This window comes from Microbacterium profundi (assembly GCF_000763375.1).
GTDB classification, from domain to species: Bacteria; Actinomycetota; Actinomycetes; order Actinomycetales; family Microbacteriaceae; genus Microbacterium; species Microbacterium profundi.
In genome coordinates, this window is sequence record NZ_JPSY01000001.1 from 1,034,532 (window position 1) to 1,052,044 (window position 17,513).

Consider the following 17,513-nt stretch of genomic DNA (forward strand, 5'->3'; position numbering starts at 1 on the left):
CCACGCGTCACTCGCGCCAGACGTCCGGCCTCGACATCAGACCTGCACCGCGCTCTAACTCGGCGGCGAGCGCGATGATCCGCGCTTCCCCACCCGGCCGACCGATCAGTTGCACGCTCACGGGATGCCCCGATGCGCTCAGCGTCACGGGCACCACGATCGCGGGCAGGCCCGCGACATTGACGAAGCTCGAGTACGGTGCGTACCGCACCTGCTGGGAGAAGTTCTCCGCCGCATCGGTCGGGTGGAACCATCCGATCGGCTGCGGCGGCAGCGCGAGCGCCGGTGTGAGCACGGCCTCGAACGGAGCGAACGCCGTGATGGTCTCGCGCTCGAAGACCGTCGCCGCGGCGAGCGCGTCGAGCACCTGAGTGCCCGTCAACGCCCGACCCTCGCGCACCAGCCATGCGGTGATCGGCTCCACGAGCTCGAGTTCGGCATCGGTCAAGTGCATCCGCGCGGCGCTCGTGCGCCAGATGGTCGTGAACATCTCCCCGTAGCCGCGCGGACGCCACTCGAACCGGTCGACGCCGTGGCCGGCATCCGCCAGCAGTGCCGTCGCGACGTCGACTGCACGCGACGCCTCGGGATCGAGCCGGATGTCTTCGGCGTCATCCCACGGAGAGACGGTCGTGACGCCGATGCGAGCGGATGCCGCAGCCGCAGTCGCGGCTTCGAGGAACGCGCGTCGGCCGGGCGCCGACGTCGCGTACGGATACGGCCGCCCACCCGCCTGAACATCGAGCAGCAGCGCCGCATCCGATACAGTGCGGGCGATCGGACCCGCTACCGGCAGCCCGCCGGGGCTGTCGAGACCGGAGGCGAACGGCACCCTCCCCCGTGACGGTTTGATCCCCACCACCCCGACAGTCGCGGCGGGGATGCGGATCGAACCGCCGCCGTCCGATGCCGGGGCGAACGGAAGCAGACCAGCGGCAACTGCGACTGCGGCGCCGCCGCTCGATCCTCCTGCACCGTTCACGAGGTTCCACGGGTCGCGCGCGGGCGGTGCGATCTGCGTCTCGGTGTAGCCGGTGAGACCGAACTCCGGAGTGTTCGTCTTGCCGAGGCTGATGCCGCCGGCCTCGTCGAGCACCGCGGCCTGATCCGCCGTGGCATCCGGAACGTAGTCCCGATGCAGGCGGGAGCCGAATCTTGTCGGCACGCCGGCGCGCGGTACGAGGTCCTTGTCGGCGAACGGCAGGCCCCACAGCGCCGCCCCCGCCGTGTCCCCGTCGTCGAGCGATGCGGCGCGCGCGAGCGCAGCATCCGCCGTCACCTGCACGAACGCGCCGAGTCCGTCGTCCAAGCGGGATATGCGATCGAGATAGTGGCGCGTGAGTTCGACCGGGCTGATCTCGCGGGCGCGGAGCGCCGCCAGTTGTTCTATCGCCGTCAGGTCGTGGAGCTCAGCCATACTTCGAGCCTACGGGCGGGTGCGGCGCTCCGTACGCTCTCGGTGCGAATGATCAGCCTGTCGGGCTCAACGCCTCACTGCCTGGGCGGCACGCCGTGCTGTTGAGGGCTCGGCGGCCCCGCGTACGGCCCGCCCGGACGCTGACCCGCACGCTCCGCATCTGCGCGCAGGATGCCGTTCTTCACCGCCGTACGCATGAGCAGGTACCCGATCCACAGCATCAGCGCGATGGTGCCGAGGTAGATCACCAACCCGAAGATGATGGCGCCGATGCCGAGGCCGGCGGCCATTCCTGAATAGTCGTTGTCCATGCCCCACAAGCTAGCGAACGACGTCCGCCGCCGAAAGGGCTTGCAGACTGGTGCGAGCTACGCCCGACCGAACTGCGCCACAGCGGGGCAGTCGAACGGATCGGCGCCCGCAGAGAGTCCCACGCGGTTCAGGTACTCGATGACGATCACGTACGACTTGAGCAGGCTGGTCTCGGTGTACGGCACGTCGTTGGAGAGGCAGTAGTCGCGCACGATCTCTCTGGCCTTCGCGAGGTGCGGGCGGGGCATGTTCGGGAACAGGTGATGCTCTACCTGGTAGTTCAGGCCACCCATGAAGATGGTCACCCACCAGCCGCCCGAGATGTTGCGCGAGGTGCGAACCTGCTTGGTGAAGAAGTCCAGTCGTGCACCCGGCTCGATGATCGGCATGCCCTTGTGGTTCGGCGCGAACGCCGCACCCATGTAGACGCCGAAGACGGCGAGCTGCACACCCATGAACGCGAACGCCATTCCGAGCGGGAGCAGCAGGAAGACCGGCACCAGCACAGTGGCCAGGCGTGCCGTGATGAGACCCAGCTCGATCCAGCGGCCCTTGACGTCTTTCTTGGTGAGCAGGTACTTCAGGCCGAGGTAGTGAAGGTTCAGGCCCTCAAGCGTGAGCAGCGGGAAGAACAGCCACCCCTGCCTGCGGGTGATCAGTCGGATCAGGCCACGGGACTTGGCTGCGTCCTCTTCGAGGAACGAGACCGTGTCGACTTCGATGTCGGGGTCCTTGCCGACCTGGTTGGGGTTGCCGTGGTGCTTGGTGTGCTTGTTGTCCCACCACGAGTAGCTCATGCCGACGAGTCCGACGAGGATGCGCGCAAGCCGGAAGTTCGCCGGCCCGGACGTGAGCACCTGTCGATGCGCAGCCTCGTGCGCGACGAAGGCGATCTGCGTGAAGATGAGGCCGAGCGCGCCGGCGATGAGCAGCTGGAACCAGCTGTCGCCGAGCAGGATGAACCCCGTGACCGCACCGCCGAGGGCGAGCACGATGCCCAGCGCATTGAGCAGGTAGAACCACTTGGTGCGCTGCAGCAGCCCCATCTCGCGGACGACCTGCGACACCTCTTTGAACGCGCGCGCCATGGGTGGGAAATCCGCGTTGCCGGAGTACGTCTGACGTACCGGTCCGAGGATGCTGGTCGTTTCGACGACCGTTGAGGTGGAGATGTTGCTCTCCTGTCGATCGGAGCCCTTGAGCTATGAAAGCCAAGGGCGGATGCCGTTCGCTTACCTCAGGCTAACGCGACCCGCATACGCGGGTAGGCATACGTTTCTCAGCTTTCCGGGTCCGAATCGAAGATCAGCGGCGGCACGGCCGGCGATCACGAACGCGCACGGCTGAGGTGGCGGCGCAGTGTCTGCGTGATCGAACGGGTCTTCCGACGAGCCGAGCCGTCGAGGGCGCGCCGCGCATCGGCGAGCGTGGCGAATGCGCCGAGTTCGGTGCCGTGGCTGTCGCGGGTGACGTGACGTGCACCGTCGAGCTCGACGAAACCGGCGAATTCGCCGTCTCGGGTCGCGACGTGCACATCGTCATCTGCCTGTTTCCAGGTCAGTGGTGCGGATGGATGGGTGGAGGTACTGCTCATTGTGATGCTCATTGCTTGGTGGGGGCGCGCACGCGCGCCTCATGTTCTCGAGATCAAGAGCGGATGCCGCGCGCGTCGGTGCTACGCGGTCCTTTACGGCCCTGATCAGTGGCGACGTGATGCGCCGAAATCACGGCGAATCCTTCACGTTGCAGGATCAGTCTAGCAGACCAGTGCGGCTCAGAGCTCGCCCGGCCGCATCGCCTCGGCATCGATCGCACGGATGATGCGCTGTGCGGCGGTGTCCGGTTCCGGCTCGCGAGCAGCCGACGCGGCATCCGCTCCGGAACGCCCGCGACGGGGCGCATAGACGAACAGGGAGTGGAAGAGGAAGCGCGCGAAGAACGCGACGATCAATGAGAGGCCGGTGGCCAACACGCTGGAGATGTGCCACGTCTCGACCATCAGTGCCATGATCGGGATGCGCAGGGCGGCCTCGACGTTGTTGAACGTGAAGGATGCCGCGAAGCGGGCACCGACTCCGCGGGCGTCCGGGCGCATGTCGCCGAAGACGAAACGCTCCTGCAGGAAGAAGTTGCCGACGATGGTGACTTCGGCGCCGATGATCGCAGCCCAGATATAGGGCATCCCCATCGTCGTGAGAACCCACATGATGGCGAGGTTCGCGACCGCACCGATGCCGCCGATCAGGGCGAAAAGCGACATCTTGCCGAAGCGCAGCCGCGTGAGGTGGGCGATGAACGTCGCGCCTTGGCGCAGCGATGCCTTCGACGTGCCGTTGCGGCGCTCGGAGAACTCCATCGGCACCTCCGCGATGCGCACATCCGATCGGGCGAGGATCTCGAGCAGGATCTTGAAACCCTGCGGGCGGAGCCCCGTCAGGTCGAGGCTCTGCCGATCGACGAGGAAGAAACCGGTCATGGGATCGGTGCTGGTGGCCAGCCGGCGGGGGAACATCGCCTTGGTGAGCCAGGTCGCCGCCCGCGAGACACCGAAGCGCATCGCAGTGCCGAGTCCACGGGAGTCGCCGCCACCCATGTAGCGCGATGCCGCGACGATGTCGACGTCGCCCTGCTCGAATCGCGACAGCAGCTGAGGGATCACCTCAGGCGGATGCTGGAGATCGCCGTCTATGACGATGCAGACGTCGCCCGCGGCCTCCGAAAGACCCAGCGCGACGGCCCCGCCGAGGCCCCCGGTGTTCTCCGGCCGACGGATCACCCGTACGGGCAGCCCTGCACCGGCGGAGACGCGTTCGACCTCCCCCGCCGTGTCATCCGTGCTGTCGTCGACCACGAGGATCTCCGCGTCACGGCCTGCGAGGGCCGCCGCCACACGGGCGATGAGCTCGGCGATGTTCTCGCGTTCGTTGAACGTGGGGACGATGATCGTGACAGCAGTGCGCATGTTTCGTCCCCTCTGATCGCGCTGGTCAGCCGGAACCATCGTTTCATGTTCCGCCATGAAGTTTCGCTTCCAGGACGCAGCTGTGCACTGCGCCTCGCCCGACTGGTTTCAGCGCCTACTCATCCGCACGCCGATATCCTGGATTCATGACTTCTCCCGCTTCTGACTCCATCACCCTCTTCGGCGCCGATTGGTGCCGCGACTGCATCCGCACGAAGAAGCAGCTCGATGACCTCGGCGTCGAGTACACCTACGTCGACCTCGTGGCGGAGCCGGCGGCAGCCGACGTCGCCAAGGAGATCTCGGGCCGCACGAACATCCCCGTCGTCGTCTACCCGGACGCGTCGCACCACGTCGAACCTCGCAACGAAGACGTCGAGTCGAAGCTCCGCGAGCTCTCGCTGATCTGACGCTTCGACAGGCTCAGCGACCGAGGAGTCGCGCCGCTACACTGGCGCCATGAGCACAGACGCTCGACCCGAACGAGCATCCGTCCGCCTGTCCGCGCGCACGATCGTGAACTATGCGATCGGCTCCCTCGGCACCGGCGGCTACTCGACGCTGCCCGGGCTCGTACTCACCTACTTCCTCACCGACAACCTCGGCGTCGCAGCCCTCGCCGCCGGCATCATCGTCACGACGGCGAAGGTGTGGGACGTGGTGATCGACCCGCTGATCGGCGCAGCATCCGATCGCCAGCTCGCCCGCACCGGCTCCCGGCGCGGATTCATGGTCATCGGCGCAGTGACACTGCCGGTCTTCTTCGCGCTCACGTTCGCCGTGCCGCCGTCGTGGGGGCCGGTGGCGAGCGCGATCTGCGTGCTGCTCGCCTTCCTCGGCACCGCGACCGCCTTCAGCCTGTTCCAGGTTCCGTACGTCGCGCTGCCCGCCGAACTCACCCGCAGCTACGACGAACGCACCCGCCTACTGGGCTGGCGCGTGGTCGTGCTGACCGCCGCGATCCTACTGTTCGGCGCCGGCGGCCCGATGCTGCGTCGCGCGACCGGCGATCCGGTCACCGGCTACCTGCTGATGGGTATCGTCGCCGGAGTCGCCATCGGCGTCGGCATGCTGATCGCGGCTCGCACAGCGGATGCTGCGGCGCAGGCCGTCTCGACGCAGCTCGCACCCTCGCCCGACCTGCGCACGCAGTACCTCTCCGGCTTCCGGGCACTGCGGCGCAGCCTGCCGTTTCGTGCGCTGCTGGGCACCTTCCTGCTGCAGGCACTCGCGACCGGCACGATGCTGGCCGGTGCTCAGTACGTCGCGACCTGGGTGCTGCGTGACGAGGCCGCGGTCGAAGTGCTCTTCGTCGCCCTGGTCGGGCCCGCCCTCATCGCGACGCCGGCTTGGACAGTGATCGCGAACCGCATCGGCAAGGAGCGGTCCTTCCTCGCCGCCAGCATCCTGTTCCTCGTCGCGTCCGCGACCATCACGTTCGCGGTGTGGGCGCCTGGGCCGTGGATCTACGCATCCGTCGCCGTCGCGGGCATCGCGTATGCCGGGCTGCAGTCGCTGCCCATGGCGATGCTCCCCGACGTGATCTCGCACGATGAGCGCACGACCGGCCCCGGGCAGGCCGGAACGTTCACCGGCATCTGGACTGCCGGCGAGACGATCGGCTTCGCGCTCGGCGCGACAGCCGTCGCGCTCATGCTCGCCGCGACCGGGTACGTCTCCAGCGTCGCCGGGGCGAGCACCGTCCAGCCGGATGCCGCGGTTGCCGGCATCGTGCTCAGCTTCAGCATCCTCCCCGCCGTTCTGATGGCGCTCAGCCTGATTCCGCTCGCCCGCTACAGCCTGCGCAGGCACGACATCGACGAGCTCGCATCGCGCTCGTTTGAGGAATAGCACAACAGCTTCACTGCGGTCCGCTGATCGATCCTAGGCTGAGCGCGTACCCGCACGAAGGAGATGCCGATGACGTCAGCGACCACCGTGACCCCTACCGCAGGACTCGACGAGACCGACCGCGATCGACTCGACACCGCGATCGACGACCTCGGCGCAGGAGCACGCACCTGGTCGGCGCTCACCGTCGGCCAGCGGGCGACGCTGCTGCGTGGCGTCCGCGCCGCCGTCGCAGCATCCGCTGAGGAATGGGCGCTCACAGCCGCGGTGTCCAAGGGCCTGAACGGCGCTCACCCGCTGCGTGGTGAGGAATGGCTCTCCGGCCCGTACAGCGCGCTCGGCGCCATCGATGCGTACGTCGAGACGCTCACGAGGCTGGCCGAGGGACGCAACCCTCTCGAAGGAATCCGCATCGACCGTGCACCCGGCGGACGGACCCGCGTGCACGCGTTCCCTCTCACAGGCATCGACAAGGTGCTGCTGTCCGGGTTCACCGGCGAGGTCTGGCTCGAGCCGGGTGTCACGCCGCGGGCTGCACGTGCCGGTGCCGGCCTCGCTCAGCGCACCCCGGACGCGTCCGGCGGCGTCGGGCTCGTGCTCGGCGCCGGCAACGTCACGTCGATCCCTGTACTCGACGTTCTCTACGAGCTGCTCGCCCACAATCGCACAGCGCTGTTGAAGGTGAATCCCACACAGGACGCGCTCGTGTCCGTCTTCGAGCATGCGTTCGCTCCTCTGATCGAGCCGGGGTTCCTGCGCATCGTCCGCGGTGGCGGCGACGTCGGCGCATATCTCACCGCTCACCCGAAGCTCGCCCACGTGCACATCACCGGTTCGGCGGCGACGTTCGACGCGATCACGTGGGGCACAGGGGCTTCGGGAAGACGGCGACGTCGCGAGGACCGTCCTCTGCTGAAGAAGCCGATCACCGCAGAGCTCGGCGGCGTCTCGCCGATCATCGTCGTGCCCGGCGAGTGGACAGACGCAGACCTCACCTTCCAGGCCGAGCACGTCGCGACCATGCGGCTGCAGAACGGCGGCCACAACTGCATCGCGGGCCAGGTCGTGATCATGTCATCCGATTGGGACCAGGCAGACGCCTTCCGCGCCGCGCTGCGCCGCGCCTACGCCAAGGCACCCGAGAGGGCGATCTGGTATCCGGGATCGGATGATCGGATGCAGCGCGCCGGCGACGACTACCCCGACGCTCTCGTGCTCGGTGACCGGCTCCTCGTGGAGATCGGCGAGGGCGACGATGCGACGGCGCTGCAGAACACCGAATACTTCGCCCCGGTGCTGGGCGTGGTCGAGGTCGGCGGTACGGGGCAGGAGTTCCTGGACGCCGCGGTGGCGCACGCGAACCACGAGTTGCAGGGCACGCTCGGTGCGAACCTGCTGATCGATCCAGCAACGCAGAAGGCGCTGGGCACCGGGTTCGAACGGGCCATCACCGAACTGCGCTACGGCTCGATCGCGATCAACGCCTGGACAGCGGTCGGTTTCATCACGCCGACGCTGACCTGGGGTGCCTTCCCCGGCAACACGCTCGCGGATGTCGGCAGCGGAATCGGCGTGGTGCACAACGCGCTGCTGCTCGACCGCGTCGAGCGCTCCATCATGCGCGGGCCGTTCCGGCCCTTCCCGCGGTCGGCATCATCCCTGTGGCTCCTGAGCCTGTCGAAGGGCGGCGGAGGCCGTTTCACGATCCTGCCGAAGCCGCCGTGGTTCGTGACGGCACGCACCGGAGCGCAGGTGTCGGAGGGGCTCACGCGCTTCCGCGCCGACGGCGGAGTGCTCGGTCTGCTGAAGACGCTGCTCCGGGCGCTCCGCGCCTGAGCCGCGGCGGCACGGCGCCTCGGCGGGTCGTTGAGCGACGAGCGGAGCGAGGAGACGAAACGGGTTGAGCGAGCGCCAGCGAGTCGAACCCTCAGTCAGTCGTCGGCGAACAGATCGGCCGCGTCGCGCAGCGCCTGCTGGATGCCGGGTTCGGATGCCGCGTGCCCTGCGTCGTCGATGACCACGAACTCCGCCTCGGGCCAGGCCCTGTGCAGATCCCACGCCGTCATCATCGGCGTGCCGGCGTCGTAGCGGCCCTGCACGATGACGGCGGGAATGTGCCGGATACGGTCGACGCCGGCGATCAGCTGGCCCTCGCTCAGCCAGCCCCGGTGCAGGAAGAAGTGGTTCTCGATCCGTGCGAGCGCGACCGCCGCTGAAGGCTCGGTCATCGCGGCGACCACATCGGCGTCGGGGCGGAGCGTGACGATCGAGGCCTCCCATTTCGCCCAGGCGACTCCCGCCGGCACGTGCACCGCCGGATCAGGGTCGCTCAGCCGGCGGTGGTAGGCCTCTGTCATCCGGCTTCTCTCGAGCACAGGGATGGGAGCGATGAACTCCTCCCAAAGCTCAGGGAAGAGCACCGCCGCCCCTCCGTCGCAGAACCATTCCAGCTCGACGCGCCGGAGCGTGAATATGCCGCGCAGGATCAGTTCGCTCACGGCATCCGGATGCGCCTGCGCGTAAGCGAGCGCCAGGGCGCTCCCCCACGAACCACCGAAGACCAGCCATTTCGCGATGCCGAGATTCCTGCGCAGCAGTTCGATGTCGGCGATCAGATGCGCGGTGGTGTTGAATCGCAGATCGGCCGCCGGCTCGCCGGCGTGCGGGGTGCTCTTGCCGCAGCCGCGCTGGTCGAACAGCACGATGCGGTACTTCTCCGGGTCGAAGAACTGACGCTGCCATGCCGAGACGCCGCTGCCCGGCCCGCCGTGCAGGAAGACGACCGGCTTGCCCTCGGGGTTGCCGCTGACCTCCCATGCGATGCGCTGACCGTCACCCACGATCAGCATGCCGCTGTCGTACGGTTCGATCGGCGGATACAGCGCATCCAGCTTCATCGTCTTCTGGCCCCCGGATCAGTCACTCTCAACCGTCGGCCGACGGTGTTCTTCACCGTATCGTGCGGTGCGCGCAGGTTCCGGCAGGCTCTTCGCGGTTCAGGAGACCAGATCGATCCCGACCGAGGCATCGAACGTGTCGCACGTGCCGAGCCCGTCCTGATAGCCGCTGGCGAACCAGTACTGCCGGTTCGCGCTCGATCCGTGCGTGAACGACTCAGGGTTCGAGAACCCGGACATCTCCTGGATTTGGTCGTCGCCGACCACGAGCGCGGCGTTCAGCGCGTCCTTCAGCTGCGCCTCGGTCGGCGTCTGCAGATACTCGACCCCGTTCTCGTCCTCGAGTTCGGCGGCATCTGCCAGCCACGCGCCCGCATAGCAGTCGGCCTGCAGCTCGGTGCGAACGCCGTTGCTGCCGGGGCCGGTGCCGTTGTTCGGGTACTGCGTCATCACACCGGTGATGTTCTGGATGTGGTGGCCCCACTCGTGGCCGACGATGTACAGCTGCGCGAGTTCTCCGGCAGAGGCGCCGAACTGCTGCCGCATGATCTGGAAGAAGTCGGGGTCGATGTACACGCCCTGCTCCGGCGGGCAGTAGAAGGGCCCCACCGAGTTAGAAGCGGTGCCGCACTGCGTGGACGTCTGCCCTTCGAACACGTACAGCTGCGGAGGCGTGTACCCCTCGACGCGCTGCGCCCAGTAGTCATCCAGCAGCACCTGGGCGCCGGCCATGCGGCAGTCGTCCTGGGTGTTCGCGTCTTGACCCGTCTGACACTCGAGCACGGTGCCGCTGGACTCCGGGGCTCCGCCGCCCTGAGTTCCCCCGCCGACCAGACCCGACAGGTCGATCCCGAACAGCGGTCCCGCGAGCAGCGCGAGGATGCCGAGGATTCCGACGCCGCCACCGGCGATCGCCGCGGTGCGGCCGGGGCGACGCGTCCGATGGCCCGAGATGTCGGAGTCTGGGTTGAACGTCATGGGATGAGAGTACCGCGCGCACTGCGCCGTGTGCGGGGTGGCGGCGTAGTCTCGTCTCATGGCGACGACGATCACGATCACTGGTGCGGGCGGACAGATCGGATACGCGCTGCTGTTCCGCATCGCGGCCGGAGACCTGCTGGGTCCCGACGAGAAGGTGCGACTGCGGTTGCTGGAGATCCCGCAGGGTCTCCGGGCCGCCGAGGGTGCAGCACTGGAACTGCACGATGGCGCCTTCGACCTGCTCGAGCATGTCGAGGTGACCGATGATGCGGCTATCGGCTTCCACGGGGCGAACCTCGCGCTCCTGGTCGGCGCACGGCCTCGCGGCCCCGGCATGGAGCGCGCCGATCTGCTGGCGGCCAACGCCGGGATCTTCGGACCGCAGGGCAGGGCGATCGCCGAGCACGCCGCCGCTGATGTGCGCGTCACCGTGGTCGGAAACCCGGCGAACACGAATGCGCTGATCGCCGCGGCATCCGCCGAAGGCCTGCCAGCCGAGCGCTTCACCGCGCTCACCAGGCTCGACGAGAACCGCGCCCGCGCACAGGTCGCCGCCGCTCTGGATGCACCGGTGTCGAGCATCCGCCGCGTGCCGATCTGGGGCAATCACTCGGCGACGCAGTACCCCGATGTCTCGCACGCCACCGTCGACGGCCGCCCGGTGCTCGACGCGCTGGCCGAGCGGGTCGGAGACGTGCGCGTCTGGCTCGAGCAGACCTTCATCCCCCGTGTCGCGAAGCGCGGCGCAGAGATCATCGAGGTGCGTGGATCGTCGTCCGTGGCATCAGCCGCGAACGCCGCGATCGAGCACGCCCGCGACTGGGTGCGCGGCACGGATGACTGGACCAGCGCCGGCGTCGTCTCGCACGGCGAGTACGGGGTTCCCGAGGGCCTCATGTCGTCGTTCCCGGTGCGATCGGTCGACGGCGAGTGGCAGATCGTCGAAGGCCTGGAGCTGGACGAATGGGCTCGCGCGCGCGTGGACGCCTCGGTCGCCGAACTCGTCGAGGAGCGAGAAGCAGTGCGGGCGCTCGGGGTTCTGTAGCCCGATCTGCTGGAGCGGGTACCTGGTTGTCCGAGGCGCAGGGCACAATGGATGCTGGAGGTGCGCCGATGAGCGATACGACTGATCTGACGACCGGGAAACATCCCATCGGCGAGCCGATGACGAGTCCGCTGCACCTGCCGCATGCGGCGACGCAGTGCGAGAAGTGCTTCACCGAGCTGAAGCACGATCACGACTGGTGGCACGCACGTCCCACGAGTTCACGTCTGGTCGGACTGGTCGTCTCCCGTGAGGGGATGCCCTCGGTCGTGCAGCAGCGCGATGATCTGACCCGCTTCGGCGTTCCGATCGAGGGGTTCCGGCATCCGGCTCCTGAGATCCTCGAGAGCTGGCGCGATCGTCTGGCCCGCTTCATCGCGACCCTGCACAAGGGCGATGTGCTGGTCGTGGCCAACGTGCACGCCCTGGGGCGCGACCGTGACGAAGAGACGCGCACGATCACCGATCTGCGCCAGCGAGGCATCATCGTGAAGGTGCTCAGCACCGACTCCCGGCACCTCGCCGACGCGATGCGCTGACGCGAAGCTCAGTGCGTGCGGGCGACGTGCCCGAGCCGGCCCGCGAGAGCGACGATCTCCTCTGCATCGTCGGCTGCCACCGCCACCAGCGGATAGGCGTCGGGTTCCTCCTCGAGGTACACCAGCGCGAGGCCGTGCTCGTCGAGCATCTCGTTCGCGACGGCCACGGCTGTCGCCAGGTCGGAGTCGACATCCCCGACCGCGTCGAGGTCGACTGCGGTGGCGAAGACGCGCGGCAGACCGGCGAGAGCATCGGCGAGCTGCGCTCCGGTGTCCCCCGGCTCCAGATAGGCGAGCGCGCCGGCGTCGTCAAGGCCTTCGATCATGACGAGCCAGGGCTCGTCGACAGCCTGGCTCACCGCCGCGACGATCTGCGGATCATCGTCGAGCAGCCTGCACAGCCGTGCCCAGTCCTCGTTCATGCAGTCAGTCACCGTCCGGATCGTGCTGATCGCGCAGCGCGCCATCGTCGAGAAGCGGCAGATCGGCCCGGGTGACGACCTGGGAGGTCACGGCGTACTCGACCAGTCTGGCCCGGCGGTTGGTGGCGAGCTTTCCCGGACCACCGCGAAGGCCCTGCACACCCATGCGGTCGAGCTTGTCGCAGACGTTGTCGAGCTTGCGGTTGAACTTGCTCATCGTCCATCCGAGGCGCTTGGCGGCATCGCTCGACGAGGGCAGCTCGTTCATGCTGACTCCCTCTCGGCGCAGCATCGGCTCAGCAAGCGCGACCATGAGCTGCTTCTGCAGCGCAGTGAAGCTGGCCGGCATGACCGTCGTCTCACCGCTCATCGACCATTCCACCTGGCGGGAGACCTCGTACGGAGCCTGCTCGGTGTGAAGGCTCAGCTCGTAGGTCACCGGCCCGGCAGTGAACACGATCACGCTGCGCTCGAAGACGAGCGGCATGCGCGCACCGGGCGACAGCCACGACTGCACCGCGCCACCGGCGCTGGAGATGGTGGCTGCCAGACGCACCCCGACGTTCGCCAGCCACCACAGTCCGTCGTGATGCTGCAACTCGAGGAAGTACCGATGCAGGTACGGGTTGTCGTCGACCTCGAGGTCACCCTCACGTCCGATGATGAACGGCCTGTCCACAGGCAGGTCGTGCCATTCTCCGGCGAACTCAAGCCGGAGCGGCGCTGCTTCGCGCGTCACACTCGGCTCAGCATCCTCATCCAGCGCCGTAGCACCATCGATTTCAGTCACGTATCGACCCCCTGGCGAATATCCTGCCACGGGAACAGCCCGGATGCCGGTGCATGACACCTGACGCAAGTGGATCAGATGATCACAGGTCGGTGATCCCGGCGGCCCGGGCCTCTTCCTGCATCTTGTCGATCCGACGTTTCGTGTACTCGATCATGCTGACGAAGAACTGACCGAAGCTGTCGAACGTATCGATGAGCTCTCCCTCGGCGAGCCAGAGCACTCTTGGTCCGACCGCGCCCTCTTCGATGAGCATCACGAACACGTCGGCCTGCTCGAGGCTCGCAGCGATCGGCAGCAGTTCCTCGGCCGATCGCCCGAGCTCCTCGAGCATCTCCGGTGCGTACTCGAACGACTCGAGCGCCGCTTCTCGAAGTTCCCCGGCGACCAGCTCACGCGAACCGAGCAGCGTGACCTCTTGATGGAAGCACTTCCAACCGTCGGCGAATCCGAGGAAACCGCGGTGCTCCTTGTCGAACGTGACGCCCAGCGCCAGCTCCGCTTCACGAATCGATTCTTCGGTCGCGGCGACAACTGCCGCAGGCGAAGCACCCCACGGGCAGAAATGCCCATCTGATCAGGCTGCGCGCCAGCACCCCTCCACATGGTCATCGACCATGCCGGTCGACTGCATCAACGCATACATGGTGGTCGCTCCGACGAACCGGAACCCCCGGCCGCGCAGCGCCTTGCTCATCGCGGTCGACTCGGCGGTCACCGCCGGCACGTCGTCGAAGGAACGAGGACGGGTGCCGGGGGCAGGAGCGAACGACCACATCAGCTCGTCGAGGTCACCCTCCACCATCTCCGTCACGAGGCGCGCGTTGCCGATCGTGGCGAGGATCTTCGCGCGGTTGCGGATGATCCCGGCATCCGCCATCAGGGTCTCGACGTCGTCCTCGTCGAAAGCGGCGACCGCCGCTGGGTCGAACCCGGCGAACACCTCGCGGAACCGCGGACGCTTGCGCAGGATCGTGATCCAGCTGAGTCCGGCCTGGAAGCCTTCGAGCGCCATCTTCTCGAAGAGCGCGCGGTCGCCGCGCAGCGGCACTCCCCACTCCTCGTCGTGGTACCTGGCGTATTCGGCATCCGTTCCGATCCACGCGCAGCGCGCGCGTCCGTCGGTACCGGTGAGGAGGGAGGTCATGGCACAACGCTATCCGGCGGGTCGGACACCACCCGACGAGTCGTCAGGCCCTCTTCTGCTTCTTGAGGGCCTTCTCCGAGATCGGCGCCTGGCCGGATGCCGCGAGCTCTGCGTAGTACGCACGCGCGTCGTTCTGACGCTCGAGTTCCGCACCGCTGGCGATGGGAGCGCGCACGTGCTCGGGCTCGTAGCCGAAGGCATCGACCAGGTCGAGTGCGTGCGGCCGCAGCCGCACGCAGAGCCGGTCGATGTAGCTCGACACCGCCGCCGCGCGCTGGGTCGACAGTCGCCCGTTGATGATGTGCCAGGCGAGGTGCTTCTCGACGAGCTGCAGTCCGAAGAGGTCGCGCAGCCAGGTGAGCACCTGACGCGTTCCATCGTCTGGCATGCTGTTGACGGCATCCGTGAACGCCTCCCACTGCAGCAGCTCGCCGTGCGCACGAGCGGCCTCGATGAGATCGGCCTGATTCTCGTTGAAGAGCTTCTCGCCGAGCACCTTGTCCTTGCCCGCTGGACGCAGGCGGCCGGCGATGTCGGCGACCATCTGCTGCACGCGGTCCGCCAGCAGTTCGTGCTGCTGCTCGGCGCGCAGACCGTTCTCGACCGAGCGCGCGGTCGAGCCGAAGTCGGCGATGTTCTGGCCGAAGCGGCGCAGACCGGCGCCGTGGAACACCTTCCCTGCGGTCTGTCCGACGGCGTACTTCGCGAGCGCCGCGGCATCCTTGTCCTTGAACTGCTTCGCGAAATCCGTCAGCAGTCGCTTGCCGACCAGCTGCAGCAGGATGTTGTTGTCGCCTTCGAAGGTGACGTAGATGTCGAGATCCTGACGCAGCCCCACCAGTCGGTTCTCGAACATGTAGCCGGCGCCGCCGCAGGCCTCGCGGGCCTCCTGCAGGGTGTCGAGCGCGTGCCAGGTCGACAGCGGCTTGAGCGCAGCCGCGAGGGTCTCGAGGTCTTCGCGGTCATCGGGTGTGTCTGTGCGACCGGAGAACACTCCGTCGAACTTCTGCAGGAACTCGTCGTGCGCGAAGATCTGCGCGTACGTGGTGGCCAGACGCGGCAGCAGTCGGCGCTGGTGCTTGCCGTAGTCGAGCAGCACGACCTCCTGTCCGTCAGCGCCGTCGAACTGGCGGCGCTGCGAGGCGTACGTGATCGCGATGTACAGGCCGAGGGCGGAGCCCCAGGATGCTGCGCCGTCAAGCGACACGCGACCCTGCACCAGGGTGCCGAGCATCGTGAAGAAGCGGCGACCGGGGCTGTCGATCGGACTCGTGTAGGTGCCGTCGGGGGCGACATCGCCGTACTTGTTCAGCAGGTTCGTACGGGGGATGCGCACGTGGTCGAAGGAGAGGCGGCCGTTGTCGATGCCGTTCAGACCACCCTTGAGGCCGTCATCCTCGCGGCCGATGCCTGGCAGGTCGTTGCCGTCTTCGCCGCGCAGCGGCACGTAGAAGCAGTGCACGCCATGGCTGACGCCGTTCGTGATCAGCTGCGCGAACACCGTCGCCGCGACCCCGTGCAGCGCGGCGTTGCCGAGGTACTCCTTCGTGGCGCCGCGGAACGGCGTGTTGATCACGAACTCCTCGGTCTCGGGGTCGTACGTGGCCGTCGTGCCTGCGGCCGCGACGTCGGAGCCGTGCCCGATCTCGGTCATCGCGAACGCGCCGGGGATCGAGAGGTCCATGATTCCGGGGAGCCACTTCCTGTGGTGCTCTTCGGTGCCGAGCTGGAGCACGGCGGATCCGAACAGGCCCCACTGCACGCCGGCCTTGATCTGCAGGCTCGGGTCGGCTGCGACGAGCTCCTCGAAGCCGGAGATGTTGGCGCCGTTGTTCGCTTCGCCGCCGAACTCCTTGGGGAACGCGCGGTGCACTGCCTTGTTCTCGACCAGGAGGTGCAGCTGGCTGAGCACGCGTTCGCGGTGCTCGTCCTTGCCGAGCTCATCCATCCGCCAGAACGCCGGGTCCTTGATCATCTCCCGCGCGGTGCGGCGCGTGTCGGCCCAGGTTCCGAGCAGAAGGTCGTTGACCCGGTCGACATCGATGCGGGGCGCATCGTCGTCTCGGTGTGTCGTTGCGGTGCGGACGGCGGCGTCGACCATGAGAGTTCCTCTCAGAGAGAAGTAAGGATGCTTCAACCGTAGGAGTCCTCCAACGGGCTACCAAGTGATGTGTGCGCAACCTCCAACGCGCTCGCGTCACGCGGTCAGGTCGAGTTGTCGCGAGGCGACAGTCGTAGCCGCCCGGGTCGTTGAGCGAGCGAAGCGAGACGAAACGGGCTGAGCGAGCGGAGCGAGTCGAAGCCCTCGACCCGACACCGCCCCCTTTCAGAACGCGACGTCGATCGTGCCGTTCGACTCGATGACCTCGCGCACCTCGTCGCTGGAGAACGCGGCCTTCAGCGCCTCGGTCGCCTCGCTGTCGGCATCCTCTCCGCGAACGGTGACGTACAGCGCGAAGCGGTCATCGAGTTCTGTGATGAGTCCGTCATCCTGCGGGTTGAGTCCGAGGGCGGCGATGTGCGACGGCCACTGGAAGACCAGGTCGGCCTCTTCGTACGCCGAGTTGAGCGACGCGATCGGCACCTCGAGGAACTCGACGTTCTTCGGGTTCTCGGTGATGTCGTCCACTGTGGCGGTGTACGGGTCGACGTCCGGGGCCAGAGTGATGATGCCCTCGGCGTCGAGCAGCTTGAGAGCGCGGCCGAGGTTCGATGCGTCGTTCGGCAGGGCGACGGTAGCGCCGTCGGGCAGATCGGCGATGTCGTCGAGCGTCTTGGAGTAGAACGCGATCACGAAGTTGTAGACGGGCTGCACCGCGACCAGGTCGGCGTCGTTCGCCGCGTTGAACTCCTGCATGTACGGCTCGTGCTGCGAGAAGTTGCCGTAGGCGTCGCCGTCGTTCACGATCGTGTTGGCCGTGATGTAGTCCGAGACCTCCACGAGCTCGATCTCGTAGCCGTCCTCGATCGCCTCCCCCGCGGCCTCGACGACATCCGTCATGGGCGCCGTGACGGCGGCGATCTTGAGCACGACAGGTTCGGATGCCGCGGCATCCGCGCCTTCGGATGGCTGGGCGGCCGCGCATCCGGCCAGCACCAGGGTGGCTCCGATGCCCGCGGCGAGGATGCCGATACGTGCGGTTCTCATGA

The 17,513-nt window shown here is 67.4% G+C and carries 17 protein-coding genes and 1 pseudogene; 5 read left to right on the plus strand and 13 right to left on the minus strand.

The features are described from left to right. Window positions 1–7 precede the first annotated feature (7 nt). From JF52_RS0104850 to JF52_RS0104870, 5 genes are all read right to left on the minus strand, one after another. The gene (locus tag JF52_RS0104850) at window positions 8–1,417 is read right to left on the minus strand and encodes an amidase (RefSeq protein ID WP_052166755.1); all 1,410 of its coding nucleotides are present in this window, start codon (window positions 1,415–1,417) and stop codon (window positions 8–10) included. Between the two features lie 74 nt (window positions 1,418–1,491). Next, window positions 1,492–1,728, minus strand: coding sequence for a hypothetical protein (locus JF52_RS0104855; RefSeq protein ID WP_152594823.1), 237 nt, complete (start codon window positions 1,726–1,728; stop codon window positions 1,492–1,494). A 57-nt stretch (window positions 1,729–1,785) separates the two neighbouring features. Then, window positions 1,786–2,901 carry a fatty acid desaturase family protein gene (locus JF52_RS0104860; protein WP_033105255.1) on the minus strand — a complete coding sequence of 372 codons (1,116 nt, stop codon included), beginning with the start codon at window positions 2,899–2,901 and terminating at the stop codon, window positions 1,786–1,788. A gap of 155 nt (window positions 2,902–3,056) precedes the next feature. Further along, the gene (locus JF52_RS0104865; RefSeq protein WP_033105256.1) at window positions 3,057–3,323 is read right to left on the minus strand and encodes a hypothetical protein; all 267 of its coding nucleotides are present in this window, start codon (window positions 3,321–3,323) and stop codon (window positions 3,057–3,059) included. Window positions 3,324–3,503: 180 nt separating this feature from the next. Continuing rightward, on the minus strand, window positions 3,504–4,691 hold the full coding sequence (locus JF52_RS0104870; protein ID WP_234000372.1) for a glycosyltransferase: 1,188 nt from the start codon (window positions 4,689–4,691) through the stop codon (window positions 3,504–3,506). Between the two features lie 146 nt (window positions 4,692–4,837). On the opposite strand from JF52_RS0104870, the gene JF52_RS0104875 reads away from it, so the two are divergent. The 3 genes from JF52_RS0104875 to JF52_RS0104885 all read left to right on the plus strand — a co-directional run bounded on the left by JF52_RS0104875 (window position 4,838) and on the right by JF52_RS0104885 (window position 8,378). Further along, the gene (locus JF52_RS0104875; RefSeq protein ID WP_033105258.1) at window positions 4,838–5,101 is read left to right on the plus strand and encodes a glutaredoxin family protein; all 264 of its coding nucleotides are present in this window, start codon (window positions 4,838–4,840) and stop codon (window positions 5,099–5,101) included. Window positions 5,102–5,150: 49 nt separating this feature from the next. Further along, entirely contained in the window at window positions 5,151–6,542 is a 1,392-nt protein-coding gene (locus JF52_RS0104880; protein WP_052166756.1) for an MFS transporter, read from the plus strand. A 69-nt stretch (window positions 6,543–6,611) separates the two neighbouring features. Further along, window positions 6,612–8,378 (plus strand): aldehyde dehydrogenase family protein, encoded by a 1,767-nt coding sequence (locus tag JF52_RS0104885; protein WP_033105259.1) that lies wholly within the window; start codon window positions 6,612–6,614, stop codon window positions 8,376–8,378. A 95-nt stretch (window positions 8,379–8,473) separates the two neighbouring features. On the opposite strand, the gene pip is transcribed toward JF52_RS0104885, so the two are convergent. Then, entirely contained in the window at window positions 8,474–9,439 is a 966-nt protein-coding gene (pip, locus tag JF52_RS0104890; protein ID WP_200880947.1) for a prolyl aminopeptidase, read from the minus strand. Window positions 9,440–9,538: 99 nt separating this feature from the next. Then, entirely contained in the window at window positions 9,539–10,417 is an 879-nt protein-coding gene (gene ypfJ, locus JF52_RS0104895) for a KPN_02809 family neutral zinc metallopeptidase (protein ID WP_033106323.1), read from the minus strand. 58 nt (window positions 10,418–10,475) lie between these two features. On the opposite strand from ypfJ, the gene JF52_RS0104900 reads away from it, so the two are divergent. Both JF52_RS0104900 and JF52_RS0104905 read left to right on the plus strand, forming a co-directional pair. Next, window positions 10,476–11,465: a malate dehydrogenase gene (locus JF52_RS0104900; protein ID WP_033105260.1), complete on the plus strand. Its 990-nt coding sequence runs from the start codon at window positions 10,476–10,478 to the stop codon at window positions 11,463–11,465. 68 nt (window positions 11,466–11,533) lie between these two features. After that, window positions 11,534–12,004 carry a recombinase family protein gene (locus tag JF52_RS0104905; RefSeq protein WP_033105261.1) on the plus strand — a complete coding sequence of 157 codons (471 nt, stop codon included), beginning with the start codon at window positions 11,534–11,536 and terminating at the stop codon, window positions 12,002–12,004. Between the two features lie 8 nt (window positions 12,005–12,012). Here JF52_RS0104905 and JF52_RS0104910 read toward each other — a convergent pair whose 3' ends face one another. The 6 genes and pseudogenes from JF52_RS0104910 to JF52_RS0104935 all read right to left on the minus strand — a co-directional run bounded on the left by JF52_RS0104910 (window position 12,013) and on the right by JF52_RS0104935 (window position 17,511). Continuing rightward, window positions 12,013–12,438, minus strand: a complete 426-nt coding sequence (locus tag JF52_RS0104910) for a DUF6630 family protein (RefSeq protein WP_152594824.1) — start codon at window positions 12,436–12,438, stop codon at window positions 12,013–12,015. Further along, window positions 12,431–13,165, minus strand: a complete 735-nt coding sequence (locus JF52_RS0104915; RefSeq protein WP_033106324.1) for an FHA domain-containing protein — start codon at window positions 13,163–13,165, stop codon at window positions 12,431–12,433. Before JF52_RS0104915 ends, JF52_RS0104910 begins: the two co-directional genes overlap by 8 nt. Before the next feature lie 133 nt (window positions 13,166–13,298). Then, window positions 13,299–13,730: pseudogene (locus JF52_RS16770) on the minus strand (SMI1/KNR4 family protein); the annotation flags it as partial. Between the two features lie 63 nt (window positions 13,731–13,793). Then, on the minus strand, window positions 13,794–14,363 hold the full coding sequence (locus JF52_RS0104925) for a DNA-3-methyladenine glycosylase I (RefSeq protein WP_033105264.1): 570 nt from the start codon (window positions 14,361–14,363) through the stop codon (window positions 13,794–13,796). Window positions 14,364–14,406: 43 nt separating this feature from the next. Further along, the gene (locus JF52_RS0104930) at window positions 14,407–16,464 is read right to left on the minus strand and encodes an acyl-CoA dehydrogenase family protein (protein WP_033105265.1); all 2,058 of its coding nucleotides are present in this window, start codon (window positions 16,462–16,464) and stop codon (window positions 14,407–14,409) included. Between the two features lie 225 nt (window positions 16,465–16,689). Beyond that, window positions 16,690–17,511 carry a MetQ/NlpA family ABC transporter substrate-binding protein gene (locus JF52_RS0104935; RefSeq protein ID WP_033105266.1) on the minus strand — a complete coding sequence of 274 codons (822 nt, stop codon included), beginning with the start codon at window positions 17,509–17,511 and terminating at the stop codon, window positions 16,690–16,692. Window positions 17,512–17,513: the final 2 nt, after the last annotated feature.

Coding starts and splice junctions, on each gene's coding strand:
- JF52_RS0104865 (WP_033105256.1), bottom strand. CDS start 3,323: ATGAGCAGTACCTCCACCCATCCATCCGCACCACTGACCTGGAAACAG.
- JF52_RS0104930 (WP_033105265.1), bottom strand. CDS start 16,464: ATGGTCGACGCCGCCGTCCGCACCGCAACGACACACCGAGACGACGAT.
- JF52_RS0104855 (WP_152594823.1), bottom strand. CDS start 1,728: ATGGACAACGACTATTCAGGAATGGCCGCCGGCCTCGGCATCGGCGCC.
- JF52_RS0104935 (WP_033105266.1), bottom strand. CDS start 17,511: ATGAGAACCGCACGTATCGGCATCCTCGCCGCGGGCATCGGAGCCACC.
- JF52_RS0104850 (WP_052166755.1), bottom strand. CDS start 1,417: ATGGCTGAGCTCCACGACCTGACGGCGATAGAACAACTGGCGGCGCTC.
- JF52_RS0104880 (WP_052166756.1), top strand. CDS start 5,151: ATGAGCACAGACGCTCGACCCGAACGAGCATCCGTCCGCCTGTCCGCG.
- JF52_RS0104905 (WP_033105261.1), top strand. CDS start 11,534: ATGAGCGATACGACTGATCTGACGACCGGGAAACATCCCATCGGCGAG.
- JF52_RS0104885 (WP_033105259.1), top strand. CDS start 6,612: ATGACGTCAGCGACCACCGTGACCCCTACCGCAGGACTCGACGAGACC.
- JF52_RS0104900 (WP_033105260.1), top strand. CDS start 10,476: ATGGCGACGACGATCACGATCACTGGTGCGGGCGGACAGATCGGATAC.
- pip (WP_200880947.1), bottom strand. CDS start 9,439: ATGAAGCTGGATGCGCTGTATCCGCCGATCGAACCGTACGACAGCGGC.
- ypfJ (WP_033106323.1), bottom strand. CDS start 10,417: ATGACGTTCAACCCAGACTCCGACATCTCGGGCCATCGGACGCGTCGC.
- JF52_RS0104925 (WP_033105264.1), bottom strand. CDS start 14,363: ATGACCTCCCTCCTCACCGGTACCGACGGACGCGCGCGCTGCGCGTGG.
- JF52_RS0104875 (WP_033105258.1), top strand. CDS start 4,838: ATGACTTCTCCCGCTTCTGACTCCATCACCCTCTTCGGCGCCGATTGG.
- JF52_RS0104870 (WP_234000372.1), bottom strand. CDS start 4,691: ATGCGCACTGCTGTCACGATCATCGTCCCCACGTTCAACGAACGCGAG.